The sequence below is a fragment of the Nonomuraea sp. 3-1Str genome (assembly GCF_031570565.1).
Classification (GTDB): Bacteria; Actinomycetota; Actinomycetes; order Streptosporangiales; family Streptosporangiaceae; genus Nonomuraea.
The window spans coordinates 226,448-252,794 of the sequence record NZ_JALHBK010000011.1 but is presented as its reverse complement, the minus strand read 5'-3'; the positions used below and the strand labels follow the sequence as shown (position 1 = coordinate 252,794).

General features: G+C 72.1%; 23 protein-coding genes. 9 read left to right on the top strand and 14 right to left on the bottom strand.

All coding sequences use genetic code 11. From position 1 onward, the window contains the following. Positions 1–11 precede the first annotated feature (11 nt). A complete protein-coding gene (locus MTP10_RS41985; protein ID WP_397334483.1) occupies positions 12–134 on the top strand; it encodes a proprotein convertase P-domain-containing protein in 123 nt (40 codons plus the stop codon). 98 nt (positions 135–232) lie between these two features. Here MTP10_RS41985 and MTP10_RS20035 read toward each other — a convergent pair whose 3' ends face one another. From MTP10_RS20035 to MTP10_RS20015, 5 genes are all read right to left on the bottom strand, one after another. Then, positions 233–2,947 (bottom strand): PEP/pyruvate-binding domain-containing protein, encoded by a 2,715-nt coding sequence (locus tag MTP10_RS20035; RefSeq protein WP_310711003.1) that lies wholly within the window; start codon positions 2,945–2,947, stop codon positions 233–235. An 86-nt stretch (positions 2,948–3,033) separates the two neighbouring features. Continuing rightward, entirely contained in the window at positions 3,034–3,996 is a 963-nt protein-coding gene (locus MTP10_RS20030) for an alkaline phosphatase family protein (protein WP_310711002.1), read from the bottom strand. Next, positions 3,993–4,811, bottom strand: a complete 819-nt coding sequence (locus MTP10_RS20025) for a sugar phosphate isomerase/epimerase family protein (RefSeq protein ID WP_310711001.1) — start codon at positions 4,809–4,811, stop codon at positions 3,993–3,995. Before MTP10_RS20025 ends, MTP10_RS20030 begins: the two co-directional genes overlap by 4 nt. A 105-nt stretch (positions 4,812–4,916) precedes the next feature. Beyond that, positions 4,917–5,909, bottom strand: a complete 993-nt coding sequence (locus MTP10_RS20020; RefSeq protein ID WP_310711000.1) for a LacI family DNA-binding transcriptional regulator — start codon at positions 5,907–5,909, stop codon at positions 4,917–4,919. 107 nt (positions 5,910–6,016) lie between these two features. Further along, entirely contained in the window at positions 6,017–7,186 is a 1,170-nt protein-coding gene (locus tag MTP10_RS20015; RefSeq protein WP_310710999.1) for a hypothetical protein, read from the bottom strand. Positions 7,187–7,415: 229 nt separating this feature from the next. Here MTP10_RS20015 and MTP10_RS20010 point away from each other — a divergent pair, with 229 nt between their 5' ends. The 3 genes from MTP10_RS20010 (at position 7,416) to MTP10_RS20000 (ending at position 11,286) form a co-directional block, all read left to right on the top strand. Further along, complete coding sequence (locus MTP10_RS20010) at positions 7,416–8,579, top strand: thiolase family protein (protein ID WP_310711014.1); 1,164 nt, start codon at positions 7,416–7,418, stop codon at positions 8,577–8,579. Next, positions 8,576–10,669 (top strand): 3-hydroxyacyl-CoA dehydrogenase NAD-binding domain-containing protein, encoded by a 2,094-nt coding sequence (locus MTP10_RS20005; protein WP_310710998.1) that lies wholly within the window; start codon positions 8,576–8,578, stop codon positions 10,667–10,669. The genes MTP10_RS20010 and MTP10_RS20005 overlap by 4 nt, the downstream gene beginning before the upstream one ends. A 239-nt stretch (positions 10,670–10,908) precedes the next feature. Then, positions 10,909–11,286, top strand: coding sequence for an SSI family serine proteinase inhibitor (locus MTP10_RS20000; RefSeq protein WP_310710997.1), 378 nt, complete (start codon positions 10,909–10,911; stop codon positions 11,284–11,286). A gap of 61 nt (positions 11,287–11,347) precedes the next feature. Here MTP10_RS20000 and MTP10_RS19995 read toward each other — a convergent pair whose 3' ends face one another. Further along, a complete protein-coding gene (locus MTP10_RS19995; protein WP_310710996.1) occupies positions 11,348–12,811 on the bottom strand; it encodes an amino acid permease in 1,464 nt (487 codons plus the stop codon). A 74-nt stretch (positions 12,812–12,885) separates the two neighbouring features. Further along, positions 12,886–14,766: a 1-deoxy-D-xylulose-5-phosphate synthase gene (dxs, locus tag MTP10_RS19990; RefSeq protein ID WP_310711013.1), complete on the bottom strand. Its 1,881-nt coding sequence runs from the start codon at positions 14,764–14,766 to the stop codon at positions 12,886–12,888. A gap of 146 nt (positions 14,767–14,912) precedes the next feature. Between dxs and MTP10_RS19985 the strand changes: the two genes are divergently transcribed. Continuing rightward, the gene (locus MTP10_RS19985) at positions 14,913–15,773 is read left to right on the top strand and encodes a neutral zinc metallopeptidase (RefSeq protein WP_310710995.1); all 861 of its coding nucleotides are present in this window, start codon (positions 14,913–14,915) and stop codon (positions 15,771–15,773) included. A gap of 124 nt (positions 15,774–15,897) precedes the next feature. Next, positions 15,898–16,731: a neutral zinc metallopeptidase gene (locus MTP10_RS19980; protein ID WP_310710994.1), complete on the top strand. Its 834-nt coding sequence runs from the start codon at positions 15,898–15,900 to the stop codon at positions 16,729–16,731. Between the two features lie 23 nt (positions 16,732–16,754). Here the strand turns inward: MTP10_RS19980 and MTP10_RS19975 are convergent, their stop codons facing one another. The 6 genes from MTP10_RS19975 to MTP10_RS19950 form a co-directional block, all read right to left on the bottom strand. Next, the gene (locus tag MTP10_RS19975; protein WP_310710993.1) at positions 16,755–17,984 is read right to left on the bottom strand and encodes an ROK family transcriptional regulator; all 1,230 of its coding nucleotides are present in this window, start codon (positions 17,982–17,984) and stop codon (positions 16,755–16,757) included. Positions 17,985–18,019: 35 nt separating this feature from the next. Next, the gene (locus MTP10_RS19970; RefSeq protein WP_310710992.1) at positions 18,020–19,282 is read right to left on the bottom strand and encodes an ABC transporter permease subunit; all 1,263 of its coding nucleotides are present in this window, start codon (positions 19,280–19,282) and stop codon (positions 18,020–18,022) included. After that, on the bottom strand, positions 19,282–20,043 hold the full coding sequence (locus MTP10_RS19965) for an ATP-binding cassette domain-containing protein (RefSeq protein ID WP_310710991.1): 762 nt from the start codon (positions 20,041–20,043) through the stop codon (positions 19,282–19,284). The genes MTP10_RS19970 and MTP10_RS19965 overlap by 1 nt, the downstream gene beginning before the upstream one ends. A 60-nt stretch (positions 20,044–20,103) precedes the next feature. Further along, positions 20,104–21,216 (bottom strand): substrate-binding domain-containing protein, encoded by a 1,113-nt coding sequence (locus tag MTP10_RS19960; RefSeq protein WP_310710990.1) that lies wholly within the window; start codon positions 21,214–21,216, stop codon positions 20,104–20,106. 332 nt (positions 21,217–21,548) lie between these two features. Further along, positions 21,549–23,045 (bottom strand): hypothetical protein, encoded by a 1,497-nt coding sequence (locus MTP10_RS19955; RefSeq protein WP_310710989.1) that lies wholly within the window; start codon positions 23,043–23,045, stop codon positions 21,549–21,551. 100 nt (positions 23,046–23,145) lie between these two features. Next, positions 23,146–23,835: a sulfite exporter TauE/SafE family protein gene (locus MTP10_RS19950; RefSeq protein WP_310710988.1), complete on the bottom strand. Its 690-nt coding sequence runs from the start codon at positions 23,833–23,835 to the stop codon at positions 23,146–23,148. A gap of 227 nt (positions 23,836–24,062) precedes the next feature. Between MTP10_RS19950 and MTP10_RS19945 the strand changes: the two genes are divergently transcribed. Together MTP10_RS19945 and MTP10_RS19940 are read left to right on the top strand one after the other, a co-directional pair. After that, on the top strand, positions 24,063–24,293 hold the full coding sequence (locus MTP10_RS19945) for a hypothetical protein (RefSeq protein ID WP_310710987.1): 231 nt from the start codon (positions 24,063–24,065) through the stop codon (positions 24,291–24,293). Next, complete coding sequence (locus MTP10_RS19940; RefSeq protein WP_310710986.1) at positions 24,274–24,606, top strand: type II toxin-antitoxin system PemK/MazF family toxin; 333 nt, start codon at positions 24,274–24,276, stop codon at positions 24,604–24,606. The genes MTP10_RS19945 and MTP10_RS19940 overlap by 20 nt, the downstream gene beginning before the upstream one ends. Before the next feature lie 99 nt (positions 24,607–24,705). Here MTP10_RS19940 and MTP10_RS19935 read toward each other — a convergent pair whose 3' ends face one another. Beyond that, positions 24,706–25,356 (bottom strand): TetR/AcrR family transcriptional regulator C-terminal domain-containing protein, encoded by a 651-nt coding sequence (locus MTP10_RS19935; RefSeq protein ID WP_310710985.1) that lies wholly within the window; start codon positions 25,354–25,356, stop codon positions 24,706–24,708. A gap of 68 nt (positions 25,357–25,424) precedes the next feature. On the opposite strand from MTP10_RS19935, the gene MTP10_RS19930 reads away from it, so the two are divergent. Beyond that, the gene (locus MTP10_RS19930) at positions 25,425–26,342 is read left to right on the top strand and encodes an ATP-binding cassette domain-containing protein (protein WP_310710984.1); all 918 of its coding nucleotides are present in this window, start codon (positions 25,425–25,427) and stop codon (positions 26,340–26,342) included. The last annotated feature ends 5 nt before the right edge of the window (positions 26,343–26,347 follow it).

The following is a 26,347-nucleotide window of genomic DNA, read 5'->3' as shown; positions in this document are numbered from 1 at the left end:
GCACCGACAACATCGACGAGAACTACTGGGTCAACGCCAGCACCTCACCCGCCAGCGGAACCTGGAAACTCCAAGCCGAAGACCTCGCCAAGGGCGACAAGGGCTACATCAACGGATGGACCCTGACACTGTAGACGCGCCTCCCGGACGGCTGCCCGCACGCCTGTCGCGGGCAGCCGCTTTCATCGCCGGAGCTTTTCGGTGATCGCGGGGAAGCGGATGCGCACCTGGCTCAGTCGAGGGTGACGGTGCCGGCGGCGCCGTTGACCGTGATCCGGCGGCCCGTGGTGATGCGGTGGGTGGCGTCCGGGACTCCGACCACGGCCGGGATGCCGTACTCCCTGGCCACCACCGCGCCGTGGGACATCGCGCCGCCCATCTCCATGACCAGGCCGCCCGCCGTGAGGAACAGCGGCGTCCAGCCGGGGTCGGTGGACGGGCAGACGAGGATCTCGCCGGGCTCCAGGTGGGCGCCCACCGGGTCCAGCACCACGCGGGCCGGGCCCGTGACCGTGCCGGCCGAGGCGGCCGTGCCGGTGAGCGCGCCCTCGGGAGCCGTGCCGGACGGGTGGGCGGTGGCGGCGGCGACGGCCTCCGGTTCGGTGCCGTCGGACAGCATGACGCGGGGCACGTGGCGGCGCCGCGCCTCCTGCTCGTAGCCGGCCCGGCGGGCCGCCACCAGCTCCCGCAGCCCCTGCCCGGACGACGCCGGCTCCTCCGAGGCGGGAGCCGCTCCGGATGACCCGGCCGGCGCTCCCGGCGGGACGGGAGCCGTACCGGACGGGGTGGGCGGCGTCATGGCCAGGGCGGACCTGGCCTCCTCGAAGCGGAGGAAGAACACGTCGCCCGGCTCGTCCAGCAGCCCCGCGGCCGTCAGGTGCTCCCCCACCACGAGCATGCTCCGCCGTACCCCCGCGAGGACCTTGACCAGGTAGAACTTGGGCAGCTCCCGCAGGCCCGCCAGCCGCCTGGTGCGGCGCAGCGCGAAGCGGGTGACCGCGGCCCGCGCGAAGCCGCGGCGCCCGGCCCGTGCGGCGATCGCGTCCACGGCCCGGCGGGCCTCCTCATCGCCCCGGGCGAAGAGGGCGGAGGGGGCGAGGTCGCCGGGGTCGTCCATGCGCAGGTAGTTGGCCAGGACGCCGAGGATGTGCGCCGGCTCCTCCGACCAGCGCGGGAGCCCCAGGTCGATCTCGGCGACGCCCCGATGGCCGTACCGCTGGAGGAAGCGCTCGACGCCCCGCTGGGCCTTCGGCGGCAGCTCGCCGGCGCGGTAGCGGCGCACCAGCTCACCGACCGGGAGCTCCCGGAACGGCTGGGGCTCCACCCGCGTGGCCAGGTTCCACAGCTCCAGGTCCATCTCGGTGGTGGGGTTGGCGGGCAGGCTGCGCAGCACGCCCTGCATCTCGGAGATGGGCATCCCGGACAGCCGCGACGCCAGCGCGAACAGGCCGTACCCGGTGATCACGATCGGCATGACGGAGACGATCGCGGGGAAGACGCCGCGGAGCATGCGCTCCGCGTGGTCGATGCGCTGGACGGGGGTGGCGCCGTCCGGAACGCGCAGCCGCCGGTCGAGCTGCTCGCCCAGCCGCCGCGTGTACGCCAGGGCGGTGCGCGGGCTGGCCAGCGCCTCCAGGACGCGGACCGGCGCGTTGACAGTGCGGGCGAAGCGGGCGAGCCCCTTCAGGAACGGCCGGCGCGAGGTGTGGACGAGCGACAGCCGGGGATCGTCGAACAGGTCGTTCAGCACGGCCGCGGTACGGGCCTCGCCGAGCGTCAGCGCCGTGGGCAGGATGGCGCGGCCGGCGCGGCTGCGCACGGCGGTGGTCAGGTCCAGCCAGAGCCGCTCCCCCGCCACGGACATGAACGCGGGGCCGCCCCTCGGGTCCGCCGGGGGGCGCCCGAACAGGCCCGCCGCTCCCGACGCGGTGAGCTGGAAGCCCGCCAGACCCATCGGGGTGAGCGGGCCCATGACGCCCTGGGCGACGTTCAGGCTGAAGTAGACGCGCAGCCCGTCGCGGGTGGGGGCGGGCAGCGGGTACAGCGTGGTGATCGGGCGGGCCTGGGTGAGCCAGATCGCGCCGGCCGCGTCGATGGCCCACTCCGTGTCCTGCGGTGCGCCGTAGTGCCGCTCGACGCGCGCGCCCAGCGTGGCCAGCTCGCGGACCTGGGCGTCCGTCAGGCAGGGCTCCGGGGAGCCGGTGCGGTCCACGCGCTCGGTGCCGCCGCCGGGCAGGGAGCGGATGACCACGCGCTTGTCGCCGGGGCGGCGTTCGAGGATCTGGCCGGTGGCGGGGTCGGCGACGAAGCGGTCCGGGTTCACGGCTCCGGAGACGACCGCCTCTCCCAGGCCGGGACTGGCGTCGATGACCGCCCGCCGCCTTCGCCCCGTGACCGGGTCGGCGGTGAACATCACCCCGGCGACCTCGGCCTCGACCATCTCCTGGACGACCACCGCGAGCCGTACCGAGGCGTGGTCGATGCCGTTGGACGCGCGGTAGGAGACGGCGCGGTCGGTCCACAGCGACGCCCAGCAGCGGCGGACCGCGTCGAGCACGGCGTCGGCGCCGACGACGTTGAGGTACGTGTCCTGCTGCCCCGCGAAGCTGGCGTACGGCAGGTCCTCGGCCGTGGCCGACGAGCGCACCGCGACCGGGCCGCTCCCGAGCCGCTCGTACGCGGCGATGACGGCCTGGGCCACGGGCTCGGGCAGCGGGGTCCGGAGCAGGCGCTCCCTGGCCGCCGCCGCCAGCCCGTCGCCGCCCGCGGTGACGACCTCGTCCAAGTTCGCGGCCTCGGCGGCCTGGCGGTAGGCGTCGGTGGTGAGCACCCAGCCGGGCGGGACGGGCAGCCCGGCCCTGGTCAGCTCCCCCAGGTTGGCGGCCTTTCCGCCCACCTCGGCCAGCATGGCGGCGTCGATCTCGGAGAAGTCCAGTGCCGTGTTCATCTGCCTCGCCCTCGGTGTTCAGCTTCTGGACACGAGTGTCACCCCTCGCGAACAAAAATTCAACACCTGATGAAAAGTCGGCGGCCTCAGAACACCAGGGGCACTCCGTCCAGGTCCCAGGCCGGGTCCACCTCGATGCCGAGCCGGTCGAGCGCCGTGGGCCCCACGTCCACGGGCCGCGGCTCCTGGAGGCGGACGCCGCCCAGGTCCTCGCCCAGCCGCGCGCCGATCACGAACACCGTCCGCTCCTCCCCCGAGACCCCGCCGTGGCCGCCCGCGTCCACGTGGCCGTGGTCGGTGGTGACCAGGACCGTCCACCGCTCGTGCCCGAACGACGGCCGCGCACGGACCGCGTCGAGGAAGCCGCCGAGGTACGCGTCCTGGAGCAGGAGCGCGTCGGCGTACTCCGGGCAGAGGGGGCCGAGGGCGTGGGCCACCTCGTCGGTGTCGCCGAGGTAGACGAACGACAGGTCGGGGCCGGTGAGCTCCAGGTGCTCGCGGGCCGCCGCGGCGACCTGGCGGTCGGCGACGCTCCAGGTGATGGCGTACCCGTCGAGCACGAACCGGGTGCCGATGGCGGGGCCGAACGCGCCGTGCTCGGCGAGGGCGGCCCACGAGAAGAACGCGGAGGTGACGAGGTCGGGGCGGGCCTCCTGGGCTCGCGTCAGAAAGTCCGGATATTTCGTGAACTGCGGAGGCGTGAATTGTTCGGCGCCGAAGCCGTTGTCCACGACGCCGTGCTTGTCCGGCCACACCCCGGTCGCGATCGACGCCCACCCGGGCCCGGAGTCGGTCCGCGCCCGGATGGTGCGAAGGGAGCCTTCCGCGCCCGCGGGGACGAGCCGGCTGGATGTGTCCGCTGCGGCGAGGTGTTCCGGGACGATCTGGCCCGGAGACTCGGTGCGGGGCGCCTCGGGCTCGCCGTACGGGAGGGTGCTGGTGCCGTACGCGCCCGTCGCCATCAGCGCCGACAGCACCGGCGGACGGATCGCGACCAGACGGTCGAAGCGCAGGCCGTCCATCCCGACGACCAGCACCTTGTCCCTCATACGGCATCCCCCGGCACGGCATCCCCGGGCACGGTCCCGGAGGCGGGGGCGAAGCGGCGGACCCACTCGGCGGCGCCGGGCAGGATCTCCTCCACCGGAGCCACCTGCGGATACCAGGTCCGCTCCCACTCCAGCGACACCCATCCGTCGTACCCCGCCGCGCGCAGCAGCTCGCCGCCCTCGTCCAGCGGCACCGAGCCCGTCCACATGGGCACCGGCGTCGTGTCCTCGGCCGAGACGGCGTCCTTGACCTGCACATACTCCAGCCAGGGCCCGAGCGCGGCCAGCGTGTCGGCGGGGGTCTCGCCGTGGCGCCACGGGTGCAGCAGGTCCCAGACGGCTCCGGTCGTCCCGGGCCGGTCCGCCGCCTCCAGCAGCCCGGCCACGGCGGCGCCGGTCGGCATCAGGTCGTGAGTCTCGACGAGCACCCGGACGCCGAGACGGGCGGCCGCGTCCGAGACGGCGCGAAGGCGGCGGGCGCCCACGGCCGGGTCGTCGCCGCGCGGGAACACCCGGACTCCTGGCGCGCCGAGGTCGGCCGCCAGCTCCAGGTCCGCGCGCAGCGCCTCCACGAGCGGCCCGTCGGGGCCCGGCTCGCACACCCGCACGTACCCGGCCAGCGCGGAGATCTCCAGCCCGGCCGCCTCCACGCGCTCGCGCGCCGAGCGCCGCTCCTCGGGGGTGAGGCCGCGGTGGACGCCCGTGTCGGGGTGGAGGCGCAGTTCGAGGCCGTCGCACCGGTGGGCCGTGGCCACCTCGATCGCCCTGTCCAGCCCCTCGCCGGGCATTCCGAGTGTGCTGACCGCGAGCTTCACCGCGTCTCCCTCATGTGTCGTCCGTGTGTGGTCGTGGTCCGCGCACCCGGGTGCGTGGCCGGCCGGTCTCGGGCGTGCCGGTGCGGGGCGTGTCGATGCCGGGCGTCAGCGGATGTCCCGCACGCTCTCCCGCAGGACCACCTCGCCGGCGACGTGGTCCACGGTCGTCGTCTCGCCCGCCGCGAGCGCCAGCTCCAGCGCGCGGGCGCCCATGTCGGCCAGCGGCAGCCGCACGGTCGTCAGGGCCGGTACGTGGTCGCGCAGCGTGGCGATGTCGTCGAAGCCCGCCACCGAGACGTCGTCCGGCACCCGTGTCCCCCGGTCGCGGTAGGCGGCCAGCGCGCCGACGGCCATCACATCGTTGACCGCGAACACGCACGTCGCGTCGCCCGTCTCCCCCGCCGCCGTGTAGCCGCCGTCGCGGTCGAAGGGCCCGTGGACGACCCGCGGCTCCGGCAGCCCGAGCTCCTTGACCGCCGCGACGAACCCGTCGCACCGGTCGCGGGCGGTCATCAGGTGCGGCGGCCCGGCGAGGACGGCGAAGCGGGTGTGGCCGAGCCCGGCCAAGGAGCGGGCCAGGGCCGCGCCGCCCTCGTGGTTGGCGGGGGCCACGGTGTCGACGCCGAGCAGGTCCTGGCCGACGCAGGCGACCCGGCCGCCGCTGGAGCGGTAGCGTTCGAGCTCGCGGCGCAGCCGGCCGGTCGTCTGGGGGTCGTCCACGCGCGAGCCGGCCAGCAGGACGGCGCGCACGCGCTGGGCGTTCATGGTGGCGACGTAGGCGATCTCCTGCTCGGGGTCGCGGTGCGTGGTGCCGACCATGACGAGCAGGCCCTCGCCGGCCGCGGCGCGCATGGCGCCGTCGGCGAGGGCGGCGAAGTAGGGGTCGGTCAGGTCGTGGACGACGATGCCGATGACGTTGCTCGCGCCCCGGGCCAGCGTCTGGGCGGCCATGTTGGCGCGGTAGCCCAGCTCGTCGGCGGCTCTCTCGACCCGCGCCCGCAGGTCGGCGCCCACCTGGCGGGTGCTGCCGTTCAGCACCCGCGAGGCGGTCGCGAGCGAGACGCCCGCCTGCCTGGCGACGTCCTCCAGCGTGACCACGACGAGACCTCCCCGGAAAGCGATTTCCCAGTCTGTCAGACCGGCCCCCGGGTCCGCATCCTTACACGCCCGGCGCCGGGAGGCCAGATCAGGCGCCGTTCAGCCTGTCAGCTCCACGGGAACAGGATGTCGAACAGGCCCTTCTGCGTCTCCGACGGAGCCGGCGCGGGCGCCTGGGTGGTGGCGGCGGGCGCCTGCGTCGTGGCGGCCGGCGCGGTGGGCTGCTCGCTGGTCTTGGCCTCCACGTCGTCGTCGCGCGTCGTGGCGGCGTCGTCGACGGTCGTCGGCTGCCGGCTGGCCCTGCCGGTGGCGCGGGTCGTGGGCTCGACGGAGCGGGTCCGCGTGACGCGCGGCTCGGGGGTGCGGCTGACCCGGACGCGGGCCGCCGTCGGGGTGGGGGCGACCGTGCTGGACGTGGACGGCTCGGGCGTGGCGGACTCGTCGGGCTCGTCGGCGGCCTCGCCGGTGTCCTCGGGGTCGGGGACGGCCGACGTGGGCGGCGCGCTCACGCGGCCCGCGCTGGCGCAGCGGTCCGTCGCGCACGGGTCGTCGGAGGAGGTGCCGGTCAGCATCCAGCCGGCCCCGGCGCCGAGGACGACGACGGCGGCCGCGGCGGCCACCAGCAGCTTGGTACGGCGGCGCACCTCCTTGTCGGCGGTGTTCTGCTGGTTCGCGTCGGTCCAGCCGGAGCCGAGGAAGCCACGCCGCGGCTCGCCGTCCTCGTCGTCGGCGGACGTCTCGTAACCCTTGTCGAGCGGGAGATAGGCATGGTCGCCATAGTCGTCCGCGTCCTGCAGGTGGCCCGTGTCCTGGAGCCGGTGGGAGCCGCTGTCGGCGTCCGCGTAGCCCGCCTGCTCGCCGTCCACCCGGTGGGCGCCGCCCTCGGTCTCGCCGTACCCGGCGTTGCCGTGCTGGGCGTCCCCGTACAGGGCGTCGACGTACGGGGCGTCCCCGTCCAGGGCGTCCGCATGCAGGGCGTCCGCGTGCTGCGCGTCGCTGTACAGGGCGTCCGCGTGCGGGGCCGTGCCGTCCTGGGGCACGTACGAGGACGTCCCCTCCGAGGGGTACGGCGTCGCCGCGTCCTGCGGGGGATACCGCTCAAGGGGCGCGCCGTCGGACGGCATGATGTACGTCTCGTTGCCCGAGACCACGATGGCCGGCTGCTCATCCGTGTCGTCGTTGCTGTACCGAGGTGACAGCACGTCGCCGGTCAGCTCCGGGTTCAACGGCCGTGACTGACCGTCCTCGTACGACCTATCGTTCTCGTCGCGCGACACTCTGTGACCTCTCTAGTCCATAGCTGTGCGCGACCTTTCCTAACAGATTCCACCCGCCTTTGTCCGGATATTTCACAGCAAGCTCATAAATTGTTCCCAACCTCAGATACACCTCCCCTTTCACCACTCCCATCCGCCCGCGTCCCGGTTCTAGTTACTGACGAGTAGCATGGGCCCGACAGCAGTCCAGCAACGAGGAGCGAACCCCGTGCCTTCCTCTCGTGACGTCGTGTTCGTCGACGGCGTGCGCACCCCCTTCGGCCGGTCGGGGCCGAAGGGGCTGTATGCGGAGACCCGCGCCGACGACCTGGTCGTCCGCGTCATCCGCGAGCTCATCCGGCGCAACCCGGGCCTGCCGCCGGAGCGCGTGGACGAGGTCGCGATCGCCGCGACCACCCAGATCGGCGATCAGGGCCTGACCATCGGCCGCTCGGCCGCGGTGCTGGCCGGGCTGCCGAAGTCCGTCCCCGGCTACGCCATCGACCGCATGTGCGCGGGCGCGATGACCGCGGTGACCACGGTCGCGGGCGGCATCGCGTTCGGCGCGTACGACGTCGCCATCGCGGGCGGCGTCGAGCACATGGGCCGCCACCCGATGGGCGAGGGGGTCGACCCCAACCCGCGCTTCCTGTCGGAGCAGCTCGTCGACCCGAGCGCCCTGGTCATGGGCATGACCGCCGAGAACCTGCACGACCGCTACCCCACGATCGGCAAGGAGCGCGCCGACGCGTACGCGGTGCTGTCGCAGGAGAAGGTGGCCAAGGCGTACGCCGACGGCAAGATCCAGCCCGACCTGGTGCCGACCGCGATCAGGACGGCCGAGAAGGGCTGGGGCCTCGCGGTGGAGGACGAGGCGCCCCGCCCGGGCACGACGATGGAGGGCCTGGGCGCGCTGAAGACGCCGTTCCGGCCGCACGGGCGCGTGACGGCGGGCAACTCCTCCGGCATCAACGACGGCGCCACCGGCTGCGTCGTGGCGGCCCGCGAGGTCGCCGAGGAGCTCGGGCTGACGGCCAGGATGCGGCTGGTGTCGTACGCGTTCGCCGGCGTGGACCCCGAGGTGATGGGCGTGGGCCCGATCCCGTCCACGGAGCGGGCGCTGCGGCTGGCCGGGCTGTCGATCTCCGACATCGGGCTGTTCGAGATCAACGAGGCGTTCGCGGTGCAGGTGCTGGCGTTCCTGGAGCACTTCGGCATCGCCGACGACGACCCCCGCGTCAACCCGTACGGCGGCGCGATCGCCTTCGGCCACCCGCTGGCCTCCTCGGGCGTGCGGCTGATGACGCAGCTCGCCCGCCAGTTCGCCGAGCGCCCGGACGTGCGCTACGGCATCACCACCATGTGCGTCGGCATGGGCATGGGCGGCACCGTGATCTGGGAGAACCTGGCATGAGCAATCTCGACACCTGGCGGGCGCTGCTGAGCGAGCGCAACTCTGACGAGGTCGTCACCAGGGCGCTCGTCCGCGACGTCGAGCTGCCCTACGGCGCCGGCACGATGGCGCTCATCACGCTGGACAACGGCTTCGACCACACCAAGCCCAACACGTTCGGCCCGCACGGCCTGTTCGCGCTGAACGGCGCGCTGTCGGAGATCGCCGCCCGGAGCGACCTGGCCGCGGTGGGCGTGACCGGCAAGCCGTTCATCTTCGCCGTCGGCGCCGACCTCAAGGGCGCCGCCTCGGTCGCCTCGCGCCAGGAGGCGCTGGCCATCGGCGCGCTCGGGCACCACGTGTTCCGGCGGCTGGGCGAGCTGGCGGTCCCGTCCTTCGCCTTCGTCAACGGCGCGGCGATGGGCGGCGGCCTGGAGATCGCGCTGCACTGCACGTACCGGACGATCTCCTCGGGCGTCCCGGCCGTCGCGCTGCCGGAGTGCTTCCTCGGCCTGGTGCCGGGCTGGGGCGGGACGCAGCTCCTGCCGCGCCTGGTCGGCCCGGCGAACGCCATCAAGCTGATCATCGAGAACCCGCTGTCGCAGAACCGCATGGTCAAGGGCGCCCAGGCGTACGAGCTGGGCGTCGCGGACGCCATGTTCGAGCCCGCCGACTTCCTGGAGGAGTCGCTGCGCTGGGCGGCCCGGGTCGTCAACGGCGAGGTCGCGGTCGAGCGTCGCTCGCATGACGGTGACGACTGGGACAAGGCGGTCGCGGACGCGCGGTTCCTCGTGGACATGAAGCTGCGCGGCGCGTCGCCCGCCCCGTACCGGGCGCTCGACCTGGTCGCGCGGGCCCGCACCGCCTCCCGTGACGAGGGGTTCGCCGCCGAGGACGAGGCGCTGGCCGACCTGCTGATGAGCGACGAGCTGCGCGCCGGCCTGTACGCCTTCGACCTGGTGCAGCGGCGGGCCAAGCGGCCGGCGGGCGCGCCCGACAAGTCGCTGGCGCGGAAGGTCACCAAGGTCGGCGTGGTGGGCGCGGGGCTGATGGCCTCGCAGATGGCGCTGCTGTTCGCCCGCCGCCTGGAGGTGCCGGTCGTCCTGACCGACCTCGACCAGGGGCGCCTCGACAAGGGCGTCGGCTACGTGCACGCCGAGGTGGACAAGCTGCTGGCCAAGGGCCGCGTGTCGGCCGACCAGGCCAACCGGCTCAAGGCGCTGGTCAGCGGGTCGCTGACCAAGGACGCGTTCGCGGACGCCGACTTCGTCATCGAGGCCGTCTTCGAGGACATGGCGGTCAAGAAGAAGGTGTTCGCCGAGGTCGAGGCCGTGGTGGGCGCGGAGTGCGTGCTGGCCACCAACACCTCGTCGCTGTCGCTGACCGAGATGGGGGCGGAGCTGGCGCGTCCGGAGCGGCTGGTCGGCTTCCACTTCTTCAACCCCGTCGCGGTGATGCCGCTCCTGGAGATCGTCAGGGGCGCCTCGACCGACGACGCGACGCTCGCCACCGCGTTCGCGGTCGGCAGGACGCTGAAGAAGTCGTCGGTGCTGGTCAAGGACGCGCCGGCGTTCGTGGTCAACCGGCTGCTGACGCGCTTCATGGGCGAGGTCATCTCCGCCGTGGACGAGGGCACGCCGCTGGAGGTCGCCGAGCACGCGCTGGACGACCTCGGGCTGCCGATGACGCCGTTCGCGCTGCTCCAGCTCGTCGGGCCGGCCGTCGGCCTGCACGTGGCCGAGACTCTGCACGCGGCGTTCCCCGCCCGGTTCGGCGTCTCGGCGGGCATGGCCAAGCTCGTCGCCTCCGGCAAGCCGGGCGTGTACGCCCCCGACTTCTCGCTCGACCCGGAAGCCGTGGCGCTGTTCGCGGGCGGCGACGCGCCGTCCACCGCCGACGAGGTACGGCGGCGCGTGCTGGAGGCGCTGGCCGAGGAGATCCGCATCATGCTCGACGAGGGCGTGGTGGCGGCCCCGCAGGACATCGACCTGTGCATGATCCTCGGCGCGGGCTGGCCGTTCCACCTGGGCGGCGCCACGCCGCTGCTGGACCGGACCGGGTTCGCGCGGCCCCGCTTCCTGCCGCCGGGCGTGGCCTCGGTGCCCGCCTGACCGTGGCGTGAGGGAAGGGGACTCGCGGTGGCGCCGCGGGTCCCCTTTTCTGCGTCCTTTGCCGCCACTCTGCGCCCTGCCCCATCACATGGCCGAATCGGGGACGATCCATGGCCGCCGCCGTCGGGACCGCCGGGTACCTACACCGGTGTCACACCAGGCACACCAGCCCCAACGGTCCCCACGCTCACTCAGGTCGTCGGCCGGGGCGGGCCCGTGCCACGACGGAGAGGACAGGCATGAGATCGCTCAAGGTAACCGCGCTGTGCGGGGCCTTCCTGATGGCGGCCGCCCTGCCGGCCATGGCGGCGCAGGACGGGCGGACGGCCCTGCGGATCACCGTGACGGCGTCCGGCCAGGAGCCGCAGACGTACGTGCTGCGCTGCGACCCGGACGGCGGCGACCACCCGAACCCGGAGGTGGCCTGTGACCGGCTCCGGGCCGTGGACGGCCGGCTGTCGGCGCTGCGCCGGTCCAGCAGCGCCTGCCCGTGGATCTCGCAGCCGTACGAGGTGGCCGTGGTGGGGCGCTGGCAGGGCCGCAACATCGCGCTGCACTCGACCTTCGCCAACTCGTGCCGCGCCAAGGCGGCCGGCGACGGAGTGTTCGCCTTCTGAGCCAGCCGTACGGACGGGAAGCGCGTGGGGGCCGGGAGACCGTCCCCCACGTCTCCCGCCCCTACCGGGTCTTGGCCGCCTCGACCCGGCTGTGCCGGTAACCGTAGGTGAAGTACAGCACCGCGCCCACGATCATCCAGATGAGGAACCGCAGCCACGTCTCGACCGGCAGGTTGAGCATCAGGTAGAAGCAGGCCAGCACCGACACGATGGGCAGCACCGGCACCAGCGGCGTGCGGAACGCCCTGGGCAGGTCGGGCCGCGTGCGCCGCAGGATGATCACGCCGGCCGACACCACCACGAACGCGAACAGCGTGCCGATGTTGACCAGCTCGGCCAGCGCCCCCAGCGAGATGAACCCGGACAGCAGCGCCGACACGATCCCGATGATGACCGTGAGCCGGGCCGGCGTGCCGAATCTCGGGTGGACCTTGGCCAGCGTGCGCGGCAGCAGCCCGTCACGGCACATGGCGAACAGCACCCGGGTCTGGCCGAGCATGAGGATCATCACCACGGTCGTGAGCCCGGCGATCGCGCCGATGCTGATGAGCCCGGCCGCCCATTTCTGGCCGACCGCGGTGAAGGCGTCGGCCAGCGGCGCCGAGGTGCTGAGCGTCTTGTAGTTCTGCATGCCCACGACGACCAGCGAGACGGCCACGTACAGGACCGTGCAGATCGCGAGAGAGCCGATGATGCCGCGCGGCATGTCGCGCTGCGGGTTGATGGTCTCCTCGGCGGCGGTGGCGACGATGTCGAAGCCGATGAAGGCGAAGAAGACGACCGCCGCGGCCGAGAAGATGCCGATCACGCCGTACGCGACGGGCGTGATGTTGAACAGGACCTGGATCAGCGGCGCCTTGAGCCCGGCCACCTGCTCCGTGGCCTGCGGCGGCGGGATGAACGGCGAGTAGTTCGCCGGCTTGATGAAGAACAGCCCCGCCACGATGACGAGCAGGATCACCGCGACCTTGATCGCCACGATGACCTGGTTGACCCGCGAGGAGAGCTTGATGCCGGCCACCAGGATCGCGGTGAGGATGAGCACCACGATCATGGCCGGCAGGTTGACCACCGGGTCGTCGCCGGAGATGGCCGCGGGCAGCGGCAGGCCGATCGAGGACAGCAGCGACGCGAAGTAGCCCGACCAGCCGACCGCCACCACCGCGGCCGCCAGCGCCATCTCCAGCATGAGGTCCCAGCCGATGATCCAGGCGGGCAGCTCACCGAGCGTGGCGAAGGAGAAGGTGTACGCCGAGCCCGCCACCGGGATCGTGGAGGCGAACTCGGCGTAGCACAGCGCCGCCAGGCCGCAGACGATCGCGGAGACGACGAAGGCGATGGCCACGGCCGGTCCGGCCGTCTGCTTGGCCACCTGTCCGGTCAGCACGAAGATACCGGTGCCGACGATCACGCCGATGCCGAAGACGGTCAGGTCGACGGCGGTCAGGCGCTTGCGCAGCCGATGCTCCGGTGCCTCGGTGTCGCTGATGGACTGCTCAACCGTTTTCGTGCGAAGTACGTCCACGAGTGTGACCTTGCCCACACGCGCGGGCATCATGCACCCGCGCGCGCACCTGACGCGGCCAAGGTCCGCCGAGGTCAGCGCTGGGCGGACGGGCTCCTCAGGGGCTGGTCGCGGCGGGCGACCGCCTCGGTGATCCGGCGGGCGAGGTCCTGCCCGGTGAGCCCGACGCGGCCGAGGATCGCGGCCCGCTTGGCGTGCTGGAGGAACTCCTGCGGGATGCCGAAGGTGCGGACCGGCACGTCCACGTCGGCGTCGCGCAGCAGCCGGGCCACCGCGTCGCCGACGCCGCCGACGCGGCCGTTGTCCTCGACGACCGCGACCAGCCGGTGGGCGCCCGCCGCGAGCACGAGGGCCTCGTCGAGCGGCTTGACCCAGCGCGGGTCGACCACGGTCGCCGAGATGCCCTGGGCGTCGAGCAGCACCGCGGCGTCCAGGCACGCCTGGGCCATCGGGCCGACGGCGACGATCAGCACGTCGGCGTCGCCGGCGCGCAGGACGTCCATCTCGCCGAGCCGCCCGGCCGCCTCGATCGGCGCGGCCACCGGGCCCTTGGGGAAGCGGACGACCGTGGGACCGTCGGTGACGGACACGGCCTCCTGCAGCAGCTCGGCCAGGCGCTCGCCGTCGCGCGGCACGGCGATCCGCAGGCCGGGCACGACCTGGAGGATCGACAGGTCCCACATGCCGTTGTGGCTGGCGCCGTCGTCGCCGGTGACGCCCGCCCGGTCGAGGACCACGGTGACCGGCAGCCGGTGCAGGGCGACGTCCATGAGGAGCTGGTCGAAGGCGCGGTTGAGGAAGGTGGCGTAGACGGCGACGACCGGGTGCAGGCCGCCGAGCGCCAGGCCGGCCGCGCTGGTCAGCGCGTGCTGCTCGGCGATGCCGACGTCGTAGGTGCGGTCGGGGAAGGCGTCGGCGAAGGCGGCCAGGCCGGTCGGGTGCAGCATGGCGGCGGTGATCGCGACGATGTCCTCCCGGTCCTTGCCGAGCCGGACCAGCTCCTCGCTGAAGACGTCGGTCCAGATGCGGCCCTTGGGCTTCTCCGCGCCGGTCACCCGGTCGAAGGCGCCGGGCGAGTGGAACTGGTCCTCGTCGTGGTTCTCGGCCGGGGAGTAGCCGCGGCCCTTCTGGGTGAGGGCGTGCACGATGACCGGGCCGCGGAAGTCGCGGGCGGTGCGCAGGGCGGCCTCCATGGCCTGCTCGTCGTGGCCGTCGATGGGGCCGACGTACTTCAGGCCGAGGTCCTCGAACATGACCTGCGGGGCCAGGACGTCCTTGACGCCCTTCTTGAAGCCGTGCAGCGCGTCGTACAGGACCGGGACGTTGCCGATCTTCTCCTTGACGTACTCGAGGAAGTCCTCGTAGCGGCGCGTGACCCGCAGTTTGGACAGGTGGGAGGCGAGCCCGCCGATGGTCGGCGAGTAGGAGCGGCCGTTGTCGTTGACGACGATGACGAGCGGGAGGTCCTTGACCGCGGCGATGTTGTTGAGCGCCTCCCAGGCCATGCCGCCGGTGAGCGCGCCGTCGCCGATCACGGCGACGGCCGTGCGGTCGCGCTCGCCGCGCAGCTTGAACGCCTTGGCCAGGCCGTCGGCGTAGGACAGGGCGGTGGAGGCGTGGGAGTTCTCGACGAAGTCGTGCTCGGACTCGGCCTGGCTCGGGTAGCCGGACAGGCCGCCCTCCTGCTTCAGCGCGCCGAAGCCGGCGGCCCGGCCGGTGAGCAGCTTGTGGACGTACGCCTGGTGGCCGGTGTCCCAGATGACCGGGTCGCGGGGTGAGTCGAACACCCGGTGGATCGCGATGGTGAGCTCCACCACACCCAGGTTGGGGCCGAGGTGCCCGCCGAAGCGGGAGCAGCAGTCGACGAGCAGGTCGCGGATCTCGTTCGCCAGTCCCGGCAGCTCCTCGGCATCGAGCCATTTGACGTCGTGCGGTCCCTCAACCGAGCCCAGCAACCCGCTCACGGATGCATCCCCTCTGCTCCTGTGCGCCAACGGCTTGAAGTCTAGTTCGTGGATGCCTCGCTGACTCCATCGAGTCAATTCCACCCACATATGTCCGATCTTGACCTAGTCTTTCCCTCACTATGAAGACTCTCCCCATGAGGAAGCTGACGACTCTCGTGGCCACCGGCGTGCTCGCCTCGCTGGTCGGCGCGGGCACGGCGGCAGCACAGACCGACCCCGTCAACACCGCCGGACAGCAGGCCCAGCAGCAGGTCCAGAACTCCGGCCAGCAGGCCCAGCAGCTCGCCGCGCCGCCGCGCGGCAAGGCGGCCGCCACCGCCAACCCCCTGTACAAGACCGGGACGCTCGCGGACTCCCACTGCTCCCCCGGCAGTCTGCCCAAGGGCAGCACCGCCGCCTACAAGCGGTTCCTCACCAAGGTGACGAACTGCCTGAACGCGTCGTGGTCGACCCAGTTCCGCAAGGCGAAGCTGTCGTTCAGCAAGCCGCGTCTGCGCATCATCACCCGCAAGCTGCGCACGCCCTGCGGCCCGTGGAGCACCGGCGCCGACGGCGTCTACTGCTCCGTCGACCGCACGATGTACATGCTCGTGACCAAGACGCAGCTGCGTGACCCGTTCGCGCTGGGCATCACCCGCCTCATGGCGCACGAGTACGGGCACCACGTGCAGCAGATCTCCGGCATCTGGAACTACTACTGGCCGGCCCGCGCCCGCGCCTCCAAGGCGGGTCAGCTCCAGCTCTCGCGCCGCTCCGAGCTGCAGGCCGAGTGCTTCTCCTCCGTCTTCATGCGGACGATCGAGGACACGCTCCCGATCGACCCGTCGGAGTGGGACTACACGGTCGACTGGTTCCGCAAGAACGGCGGCAAGGCCTGGCCGCAGAACGACCACGGCAGGGGCTCGTCGCAGGCGTACTGGATGAACCGCGGCTACGGCTCGGCCTCCCCGGGCTCCTGCAACACCTGGGCCGCCTCGTCCCGCGCGGTCGCCTAGCGACCCCCGTTCACGGTATTCGCCGGCGCGGTCGCGTCCTTCGGGGCGCGGCCGCGTCTCGCGTTTCCGGCCTTTCCCCAGACAGCCCACCAAATCACCATCAACTGGTCTAGTATCCGCGATCGTGCGTATACCCCTTGTCGCAGCGTCGGTCTGCGTGATCGCGGGTCTGGTCACGCCCGCTACGGCCGGCGCGCAGACCGCGGCGGGCCCCGCGGCGGCCTCCGCAGCGGCCTCCACGGCGGCACAGGCCGCCTCCGGCGTTCCCCACGCGGCCGCGGTGCCCCCCGCCGTCCTGGCCGAGAACCGGATCTACCGCTCCGGCACCGCCGCGCCGCTGTCCTGCCCCATCCCGGAGATCCGTGAGGGCAGCGCCGCCTCGCTCAAGACGTTCCACCGCGCGATGGCCCGCTGCGCGGACCGCTTCTGGGCCATCCGGTTCAAGGCCGCCGGCCTGCGCTACACCTCGCCGAGGGTGACGATCACCACGGGCAGCTCCTCGGTCTGCGGCAGGATCACCAGCAACGGCGCCCAGTACTGCCCCGCCCAGCGCACCGTCGCCATCCGCATCATGAAGCGGGACCTCACCGACCCGTTCAAGATGAACATCGCCCACTCCGTCGCCCACGAGTGGGGCCACCACGTGCAGCAGCTCACCGGCATGCTCGACGAGCAGAACCGCCTCTACTGGCGATCCGGCGGCAGCGCCCGCACCGTCCTCAGCCACCGGCTGGAGATGCAGGCCGAGTGCTTCGCCGGCGTCTTCTACAGCGCCGCCCTCGACTCCGTCGACCCCGGCATCACGTGGGACCAGTGGATCGGCGCCGTCCGCGAGGCCGAGGAGAGCAAGGTCCACGGCAAGCCGCGCAACCTCGCCTACTGGCAGGACCGCGGCTACTCCAGCGGCTCGGCCGGCTCCTGCAACACCTGGACGGCGTCGTCCGCCCGCGTCTCCTGACGGCCCCGGTCCCCTGGACGGTCTCAGCCGGTCACGCGGGCCAGGACCTCCAGGGGATCGGCCAGCACGTGGGCGAAGGCCAGCTCGGCCGCGCCCACGAGCGTCGCGTCGTCGGCCAGGGCCGAGGTGCGCAGCCGTAGCCGCTCCCGCTGCGGGCCCATCGCGTGCGTCGCGAGCCGGCTGCGCACCTGGGCCGCCGAGCCCAGGTACACCTCACGCAGCATGCCCCCGAAGATGACCATCTCGGGGTTGAAGATGTTGACCAGGTTGGCGACGCCCAGGCCCAGCCAGTCGCCCACCCGCTTGAGCGCCTCCTGCGCCACGATGTCGCCCCGGTCGGCCGCGTCCACCACGGCCCGCACCGCCTCGCGCCCCTGACGGCCCACGGGCTCCCCGGCCGGCGCCGGCCCAGGACCACGCCCGGCGGCCTCCAGCAGGGCCCGCTCCCCCACCTCGGCCTCCAGGCAGCCGCGCGACCCGCAGCCGCACGGCCGGCCGCCCGGGTTGACCACCATGTGGCCGACCTCGCCGCCGTAGCCGTCGTGGCCGCCCAGCAGGTGGCCGCCGGTGATGATGCCGCCGCCGATGCCGACGTCCCCGTGCAGGTAGATGAGGTCGCGCACGGCGACGGCCACGCCGCGGCTGTGCTCGGCCAGCGCCGCCAGGTTGGCGTCGTTGCCCACGCTCACCGGCAGCCCCAGGCCCAGCCGGCGGCCCAGCTCCTCACCGAACGGCACCGCCTCGGCGCCCAGGTTCGGGCCGAACATGATCACTCCGTCGTCCCTGCGCACGCCTCCGGACACGGCCGCGGCGGCGCCGACGCACACGGTGTCCGCGCGTGTCTTGCGCCGCATCTGCCGCGCGAAGCCCGCCAGCGCCCCGGCCAGCTCGTCCAGGTCGAACGGCACGCGGCGGCGCGACGTCTCCCGGCGGTCCAGGATCGCGCCGCCCAGCCCCACCCGGGCCGCCGCCAGCCGGTCCGGGCCCACGTCGAAGGCGAACACGTACACCCGCGACGACTCCGGCCGCACCACCAGCGAGGGACGGCCCGCGCGCCCGGTCTCGCGCGGCAATTCCTCGCGCACCAGGCCGGCGGCCGTGAGATCGGAGGTCAGGGCCATGATGGTGCTGCGGTTCAGCCCCATCTTGGCGGTCAGCTCGGCCCGCGAGATCGGCCCCCCGAGGTGGACATGGCGCAGCAGGGCGCCGAGGTTGTGACGCCTGATGTCCTCCTGTGAGGGGCCGGCACGCATCGTCTGAGCATCCTTGAACGACGGAAAGTCGCTGATCACCTTAGACCAGCGGCGGCCGCCCGCTTGCGCGCCACGGCATCCACACCCGCCGCCAGCAGCAGGACGAAGCCGGTGACCAGGTACTTGACGCTGGAGCCGTACTGCATGAGGGCCATGCCGTTGTCGATGACCGCGATGACCGCGCCGCCCAGCACCGCGTCCAGCACCCGGCCCTTGCCGCCGAACAGGCTCGTGCCGCCGATCACCGCCGCGCCCACCGCGTACAGCAGCACGGAGCTGCCGCCCGTGTTCGGGTCCACCGAGCTGGCCCGGGAGGCGGCCACGATGCCGCCGACGGCCGCCATCGAGGAGCAGATCACGAACGCGCTCACCCGGATCCGGTCGACCGCGATGCCCGCCCGGCGCGCCGCCTCGGCGTTGCCGCCGACCGCGTACACGTGCCGGCCGAACGCGGTGCGCCGCAGCACGAACGTCCACAGCACCAGCAGCGCGAGGATGACCGGCACGACGATCGGCACGCCCTTGAGCGAGGCGAACGCCGGGTTGAAGCTGCGCTCCAGGTTCAGCGCGTACACGGCCAGGCCGGCGAGGACGGCCAGGGCGCCGACCCGGGCGGCGATGAGCGACGGCGGATCGGCCACCAGGCCGCGCGCGGCCCGCTTGCGCGACCGCAGCACCTGCAACCCGGCGTAGGCGAGGACGGAGGCCGCATACAGCGCCCAGCCCAGCGCGGGCGGCAGGTTGCGCTGCGCGACGGCCTTGATGACGGGGTCGTTGATGGAGATGTTCGTGCCCTCGTTGACCAGGACCAGCACGAGCCCCTGGAAGGCGAGGAAGGCGGCCAGCGTCACCACGAACGACGGGATGCCGACCTTGGCGACGAGCGTGCCGAGCACGGTGCCGATGACCGTGCCGGTGACGATCGCGGCGAGCACGCCGACGTACCAGGGCAGCCCCATGTTGGTCAGCGTGACCGCGAGGACGGCCGCGCAGACGCCGCTGCTGAAGCCGGCCGACAGGTCGATCTCGCCGATGAGCAGCACGAACACCAGGCCCATGGCGATCACGGTGATCGCCGCGCCCTGGGTGAAGAGGTTGGCGAAGTTGATGGCGCTGAGGAACGCGGGCCGGGCCAGGGCGAAGGCCGTGCACAGCACCACCAGCCCGAGGACGGCGGGCAGCGCGCCCATGTCGCCGGCCCGCACCCTCTCGGTGTAGGCGCGGGCGCTGTGGCCGATCGACGGCGAGCGCACCGCCGTCACCACCGCCTCGCCGGGAAGCTCCTTGACCTTGCTCATCAGATGACCCCGTTCCTGAGGCCGAGATCTCCGCTGCGGCCCGAAGTGATCAGTTCGACGACCTGGGCGTGCGTCACGTCGGCGGTCCTGACCTGGGCGGCCATCCTGCCGAGGTAGAGCGCCGCGATCCGGTCGGAGACGGCGAAGACGTCGTTCATGTTGTGCGAGATGAGGACGACGGCCAGGCCGTTGTCGGCGAGCCGGCGCACCAGCTCCAGCACCTGCGCGGTCTGGGCGACGCCCAGCGCCGCGGTCGGCTCGTCGAGGATGACGACCTTGCTGTCCCACAGCACGGCCTTGGCGATGGCGACGGTCTGGCGCTGGCCGCCGGACAGGCTGGAGACCTGCTGGCGGATGGACTTGACCGTGCGGACGGACAGGCCGCTCAGGGTCTGCTCGGCGAGCTCCTCCATGGAGTCCTCGTCCAGCACGATGCCGCGGCGGCGCTCCCGGCCGAGGAACATGTTCTGGACGATGTCCAGGTTGTCGCAGAGCGCCAGGTCCTGGTAGACGATCTCGATGCCGAGCTCGCCGGCGTCGCGCGGGCCGTTCACCTGGACGGGACGCCCGTCGAAGAGCAGCTCGCCGTTGTCGATGGGGTGGATGCCGCCGATGCACTTGACCAGCGTCGACTTGCCGGCGCCGTTGTCGCCGACGAGGGCGGTCACCTCGCCGGCGTAGGCGGAGAACGTCACGTCGTGCAGGACCTTCACGGGGCCGAAGCTCTTGTCGATCCCGCGCGCTTCGAGCAGGGGGGTCATGGGTCTCCCTCGGGCAGGGGCGCGGCCGGGCGGCGCCGGCCGCGCCCCGGATGAGCTTCGTTACTGGATTCCTGCCTCGGTGCACTTGGCGGCGAAGTCACCCGTGCACAGCTCCTCCTTGGTGACGTAGCCGTCGGCGACCACGTCCTTGACCGTGTCGAACGTGATGGCCACCGGCTCCATCAGCTCGGCCGGCACGTCCTGGCCGGACTCGGGGTCCTTGACGCTGCCGCTCGCCGCCGGCTTCTCGCCCTTGGCCAGCGCGACCGCGAGCTTGGAGGCGGCGTCGGCCTCCTTCTTGACGGCCTTGTAGACGGTCATGCACTGGTCGCCCACGAGGATGTTCTGCAGGCCCTGGACGGTGGCGTCCTGGCCGGTGACCGGCACCTTGCCGTTGAGCTTGTTCTTCTTCAGCACGGTGATGGCGGCGTTGCCGAGGCCGTCGTTGGCGGCGAGCACGCCGGCGATCTTCGGCTGCGTGGTGAGCATCTGCTCGAACAGCGTGCCGGCCTGGGTGTTGTCCCAGTCGGGGACGGACTGCTCGGGGCCCTTGACGTACTCGCCGGAGTCGAACTTGGGCTTGAGCACGCCGTCGTAGCCGGCCTTGAACAGGGTGGCGTTGTTGTCGGTCGGCGAGCCGTTGAGGTAGGCCACGATCGGCTTGTCGGCCTTCTTGTCGGTCAGGCACTTGCTCAGGCCCTCGCCCTGGAGCTGGCCGACCTTGGTGTTGTCGAAGCTGACGTAGTAGGCGGCGCCTCCGCCCAGGGTGAGCCGGTCGTAGTCGATGGTGACCACGCCCTGCGAGCGGGCCTTGTCGATCACCGTCTTGCCGGTTCCGCTGTCCAGGTTGACGATCATCAGCACCGTGGCGCCGTTGGTCATCATCTGGTCGGCGATGGTCTGGAAGGCGGTCTTGTCGTTCTGGGCGTTCTGGATGTCGTACTGCACCCCGGCGGCCTTGAACGCCTCCTCCAGGTACTTGCGGTCCGCCGTCTCCCAGCGGGCCGAGGACTTGCTGTCGGGCAGGATCACACCGATCTTCCCGGTCTTCTGCTGTGGTGATGCCTGTGCCGTGGCGCCGGTCGTGCTCTGACCGCCGTCGCCCCCGCAGGCGGTGAGACCGAGGGCGAGCGCGGCGGCCGCGGCGGTCGTGCTGAGGATCCCCTTGCGCATGTGCAGGGTCCTTTCTTCCGGAGGGGCCCGGATGAATGTTGTTTGCGGCAACGTATTCCGCCGTAGCCTGCTTTGGAAGACCCCCAGAAGGGGGAGTTTGTTGTTCCCGGTAACAATCCAGAAACGCCCCCTCAACACGGGCGGCTCTGCCGGCCACCTGCCGTTCACGCTGCGGCCGCGCGCAAGCGCTTTCCCGCGAGAGGTCAGGTGGCGAGGCTCTGGGCTATCAGTGCCGCCGCCGACGTGGCGGCCACGGCCAGGACCGCGGTCCGGACCTTGCCGCCGTCGAGGTAGCGCCGCAGCGGCCCCGACACCGCAGGCGTTCACCCGTTTCAGCGTCGAGGCGCGGCCGCTGTGGGAGGGTGCGACTGCGCGCGGGCGAGCAGCGCACCGAGGACGGCGGCGAGGAGGGGCAGGCCGGCGACGAAGGCCACGATCAACGGCCAGGGGGTCTCGAACGGCACCCGTACCGGTTCGTCCCACGTGGTGGGCGCCGTCAGGGGCCACAGCAGCAACATCCCGGCGGGACATCCGGCGACCGCGCCAAGGACCGTTCCGCACAGGACGCTCAGGCCCGCGCGGAAGGCGCAGAACCACCGGAAGGCCATGGCCGATCCGTTGCCGGCCCGCCTCAGCACCCGGCTCTGGCGCCCGTTCGCGGCCTCGCCGAAGCCGGCGGCCGGCGCGCACGCGAGGGCGACGAGGAATGCCGCCGCGACGACGAACCACCTTCCGGTCGAAGCCTCGAAGCCCCGCTCGACGTACGTCTCCGCGACCGCGTCGTCCAGCCGGTCGTCGAGGCGCTCCTGCTCCTGCGCCGTGACCCGGCGGAGAGAGGGGTCGACGATCAGCTCGCCCGGTCGGAGCTGGTAGCCGAGGTCCCGGACGATCTTCGAGGGCACGAAGATCGTCTCCATGTGCGGGTCGGCGGCCCTGGCGAGGACCGCCCGGACAGTCCTGGCCGTCGTCGTCTCGTCGTTCTCGTTGATCTCGTAGGAGAGCTCGACCGAGTCGACCTTCACGTCGGCTGACGTGATCACCACGGCCGTGCCTTCCTCGTACGGCGTCGACTGATCGCCCGTGAGGTACCGCAGCAGCTTCTCATCACCGATGGCCTGATTCCGGTAGACGGCCTCCTCCGGTATCTCGACGTTCTCCGCGCTCGCGCGGAAGTACCAGGAGGGGGCCGAAGGGAGCTCGCTCTGGGCGATCGGCACCCCGGGTAACTCCCGCTCGATCGCCGCTCGTACGGTGCCCGCGTCGGCCGCCGAGAAGGGCTGCGCCAACAAGGCGTTCGGCCGCACCGACAAGGTGCCCGGCCGGGCCTGGGGAGAGTACGCGGCCCTGCTCTGCGTCGTTTCGCCGACCGCGATGACCGTCAGCGCGATGCCGACGGCGCTCGCCATCATCGCCAGCGTGATCGCGAGCACTACGCGAACACGACGACGAGCCAGGTCGCGGACCGCGAGGCGCAAGGCCGACGGCAGCCGTTCCGCGTACGCACCGGTGAGCCGCAGCAGCCACGAAGGCAGCGGGCCGAGACCGGCGACGAGCAGACCCGCGCCGACGAGGGCGATCACCAGCATCCCCAGGTATTCGATGATGCCGTAACGCGAATCCGCACGCGCCAGCCACGCGCTGAGCCCCATCAACAAGGCGCCGGCGAACGACACGAACAGACCCACGACGACAAACCCCCGGCCCATGAACCTGGGGCGGTGGGGCGAGGCGGAGAGCAGCGCGGCGGGGATGGCCCCGGCCGAGAGAACGCCCGCGAACAGGAGTATGAACGCAACCAGGAATACGTACCGCAGAAGATCGAAAAGCATGGCGGAATCGTAGTGAGCCGCAACGACCATCGTTCACAGGCTCAGTCGCCACCTGTCGCTCACGTGGACACAGCAAGCAGGCGTTTCCCTCAGTCGGTGGTCAGGTGGCGAGGCTCTGGGCTATCAGTGCCGCCGCCGACGTGGCGGCCACGGCCAGGACCGCGGTCCGGACCTTGCCGCCGTCGAGGTAGCGCCGCAGCGGCCCCGACACCGCGAACCCCAGCGCCATCGGCACGAGCAGCGCGGCGCCCGTCACCAGGGCGCGCGAGGGCAGCCGGTCCACCACGGCGAGCAGGACCAGCGACTGGCCGGCGCTCAGGAAGAAGAACATGGCCAGCGTCGCGCGGATCTGCGGCCCCTTGGCGTGCTGGTAGACCAGCGCGATCGGCGGGCCGCCGATGCCGGTGGCGGTGCCGGTGACGCCCGAGAGGAACCCCGCCCCGGCGATCGTCGCGCCGTTGCGCGGGACGGCGAGCGCGCTCGCCGTCAGGCCGACCGCCACCAGCACCATCACCCCGACGAAAACGCCCAGCGTATGGACGGACACCTGGACCACGATCACCGCGCCGACCACGCTGCCCGGCAGCCTGCCCAGGACGGCGAAGCCGAGGCCACGCCAGTCCACCCTCCGCCACTCGGCGGCCAGGGTCAGCAGCGGCAGCGTCATGTTCGCCACCTGCATCGCCCCGGGCATCACGCCGGGGTCGAGCATGGTGAGCACGGGCGCGGCCACCAGTCCGAGACCGAAGCCCACACTGCCCTGGACGACCGCACCCACGAAAACCGCCAAACCACCGACAAAAAGGATTAACACCGTAGAAGCCATGCGGAGCAGTCAACCATTCTTACCCTCAGTCACCGAATGATATGCGAGAGTAATCATCAACAGATATGGTCGCTCGTAGACGCCGACGTAGCCTCTGGAGTATGCCGATGAAGCCCAAAGCGACGACGATCCGCGTCAGCGTCACCACAAGAGACCGCCTAGCCCGTATCGCCCGTAAGGAGGGCCGGACCATGACTGAGGTGCTCATAGACGCCATCACGGACTACGAACACAAGCATTTCTGGCAGGAGCTCGATGAGCAGATTGAACGGACCCAGCGCGAGGACCCGCAGAGCTGGGCCGAGTATCTCGCCGAACGCGAGCTCGTCCTGGGCCCCCCGCCACGCTCGCGCCGCATCGCGCCGGAGTGGGAGGGCCTGATCACATTCCCCGAGGAGAAGCATGAAACTGGCCCAAGGTGACATCTGGTTCGCACAGTTCGGCGCCCCCGCCGGCCGCGAGCAGGGCTACGACCGGCCCGCAATGATCCTCAGCAACGACCGCCTCAACCGCTCGAAGCTGGGCCTCGTGTTCGCGGTTCCGCTGACGACCCGCGAGCGCGGCTATCTCACCCATGTCCGAGTGGGGTGCGATGGCACAGGTCTGACGAAGACCAGCTGGGCGATGGTGGAGCAGGTCCGCGCCATCTCGCCGGACCGGTTCGACTTCTTCATCGGCAATGCGTCCGAGGAGATCGTGGCCGAAGCGGTCGCGATGCTCAGACGGATGCTGTGAACGAACGCCACCCGGCGAATTCGAGCTTCGCCGGGTGGCGGTCTCCCATCTTTCCAGAGGCGGGGCCGACCCGAGGGACCGGCACGCCTTCGACAGGTTTCACTCGGCCGGACCCGGGACGCCGGAGGAGCCGCGGGAGGCCAGCCGCCGTTCCAGCCCGTCGAGGATGAGCGCGAGCCCGCCCTCGAAGGCCCGGTCGCCCTGGGGGTCGCCGATCCGCTCCAGGGCCGCCATCAGCCGCGGGTACGCCCGCGCGAGCTCCTCCTCGTCGGGCGGTCCCTCGGCGTCGTCCCGTGCCCGGTCGGCCTGCTCCTCCAGTACGAAGCCGGCGACGTACCCGCTGACCGAGGACAGCCCCAGCATGGCGTCCTCCGCCGTGAACCCGGCCGACTCCAGCGCCGCCACCGCCCGCTCGACCAGCGCGAACAGCTCGGGCGACGGCCGGGTCCCCGCGGCCAGCCGGGCACCGTCGCGGCGGGAGTTCAGCATCGCGCGGTCGCCCCGGGCGCGGTCGGCGACCCACTCCCGCCACCGCGCCGGGTCGGTGAACACGGGCCGCGCGGGCTGCTCACTCACCATCTGCGCCGCCATGGCGTCCAGCAGTTCCTGCTTGCTCCGGAAGTGCCAGTAGAGGGCGGGGGCCTGCACGCCCAGCTCGCCGGCCAGCCGCCGCAGGGTGAGCTTGTCGAGCCCGCCCTCGTCGAGCAGCCGCAGCGCGGTCGCGACGATGGTGTTCTTCTCCAGTGCCACGGTTGACAGCTTAACGCCGTTCAAGCATCCTTAACGATGTTAGATTTAACGCCGTTAAGGAGGCTCGGATGATCCGGGTGGAGGGCTTGCGCAAGCGGTACGGGGACCAGGAGGCGCTCAAGGGCATCGACCTGCACGTCGAACGGGGCACGGTGTGCGGCCTGCTCGGGCCGAACGGCGCGGGCAAGACCACGGTCGTGCGCATCCTCACCACGCTGCTGCGTCCCGGCGGCGGCCGCGCCGAGGTGGACGGGCTCGACGTGGTGCGTGACGCGGCGCGCCTGCGCTTCCGCATCGGCCTGGCCGGCCAGCACGCCGCCGTGGACGAGCTGCTCACCGGCCGGCGCAACCTGGAGATGTTCGCGCGGCTCTACCACCTGTCCCGGGCGCAGGCGCGGCGCAGGGCCGACGAGCTGCTGGAACGGTTCGGACTGGCGGAGGCGGCGCGGCGGCCGGTCAAGGAGTACTCCGGGGGCATGCGGCGGCGGCTCGACCTGGCCGCGAGCCTGATCGTGTCACCGCCGGTGCTGTTCATGGACGAGCCCACCACCGGGCTCGACCCGCGCAGCCGGATGCAGCTGTGGGAGCTGCTGCGCGACCTGGTCAAGGAGGGCACCACGCTCCTGCTGACCACCCAGTACCTGGACGAGGCCGACCAGCTGGCGGACCAGGTCGTGGTGCTCAGGGAGGGCGCCGTGGCCGCCGCGGGCTCGCCCGAAGAGCTGAAGCGGACGATCGGCGGCGACCGGGTGCAGATCGTCTTCCGGCGACCCGGAGACGTCGACACGGGGCTGCGGCTGCTGCGGAGCACCGGGACACCGGAGGTCGAGAGCGCCGAGGGTCGGCGGGTGACCGTTCCCGCGGCCGACGGCGCGCAGTCGCTCATCCGCATCGCCGGCGCGCTGGACGCGGCCGGCATCCCCGTGGAGGACCTGACGCTGCGGCGGCCCACCCTCGACGAGGTCTTCCTCCGCCTGACGGCCTGAAAGGA

Excerpts from the sequence above, each read along its gene's own strand:
- MTP10_RS20035 (WP_310711003.1), bottom strand. The coding sequence starts at position 2,947 with ATGAACACGGCACTGGACTTCTCCGAGATCGACGCCGCCATGCTGGCC.
- MTP10_RS20030 (WP_310711002.1), bottom strand. The coding sequence starts at position 3,996 with ATGAGGGACAAGGTGCTGGTCGTCGGGATGGACGGCCTGCGCTTCGAC.
- MTP10_RS20005 (WP_310710998.1), top strand. The coding sequence starts at position 8,576 with ATGAGCAATCTCGACACCTGGCGGGCGCTGCTGAGCGAGCGCAACTCT.
- MTP10_RS20000 (WP_310710997.1), top strand. The coding sequence starts at position 10,909 with ATGAGATCGCTCAAGGTAACCGCGCTGTGCGGGGCCTTCCTGATGGCG.
- MTP10_RS19985 (WP_310710995.1), top strand. The coding sequence starts at position 14,913 with ATGAGGAAGCTGACGACTCTCGTGGCCACCGGCGTGCTCGCCTCGCTG.
- MTP10_RS19975 (WP_310710993.1), bottom strand. The coding sequence starts at position 17,984 with ATGCGTGCCGGCCCCTCACAGGAGGACATCAGGCGTCACAACCTCGGC.
- MTP10_RS19970 (WP_310710992.1), bottom strand. The coding sequence starts at position 19,282 with ATGAGCAAGGTCAAGGAGCTTCCCGGCGAGGCGGTGGTGACGGCGGTG.
- MTP10_RS19965 (WP_310710991.1), bottom strand. The coding sequence starts at position 20,043 with ATGACCCCCCTGCTCGAAGCGCGCGGGATCGACAAGAGCTTCGGCCCC.
- MTP10_RS19960 (WP_310710990.1), bottom strand. The coding sequence starts at position 21,216 with ATGCGCAAGGGGATCCTCAGCACGACCGCCGCGGCCGCCGCGCTCGCC.
- MTP10_RS19955 (WP_310710989.1), bottom strand. The coding sequence starts at position 23,045 with ATGCTTTTCGATCTTCTGCGGTACGTATTCCTGGTTGCGTTCATACTC.
- MTP10_RS19945 (WP_310710987.1), top strand. The coding sequence starts at position 24,063 with ATGACTGAGGTGCTCATAGACGCCATCACGGACTACGAACACAAGCAT.
- MTP10_RS19940 (WP_310710986.1), top strand. The coding sequence starts at position 24,274 with ATGAAACTGGCCCAAGGTGACATCTGGTTCGCACAGTTCGGCGCCCCC.
- MTP10_RS19930 (WP_310710984.1), top strand. The coding sequence starts at position 25,425 with ATGATCCGGGTGGAGGGCTTGCGCAAGCGGTACGGGGACCAGGAGGCG.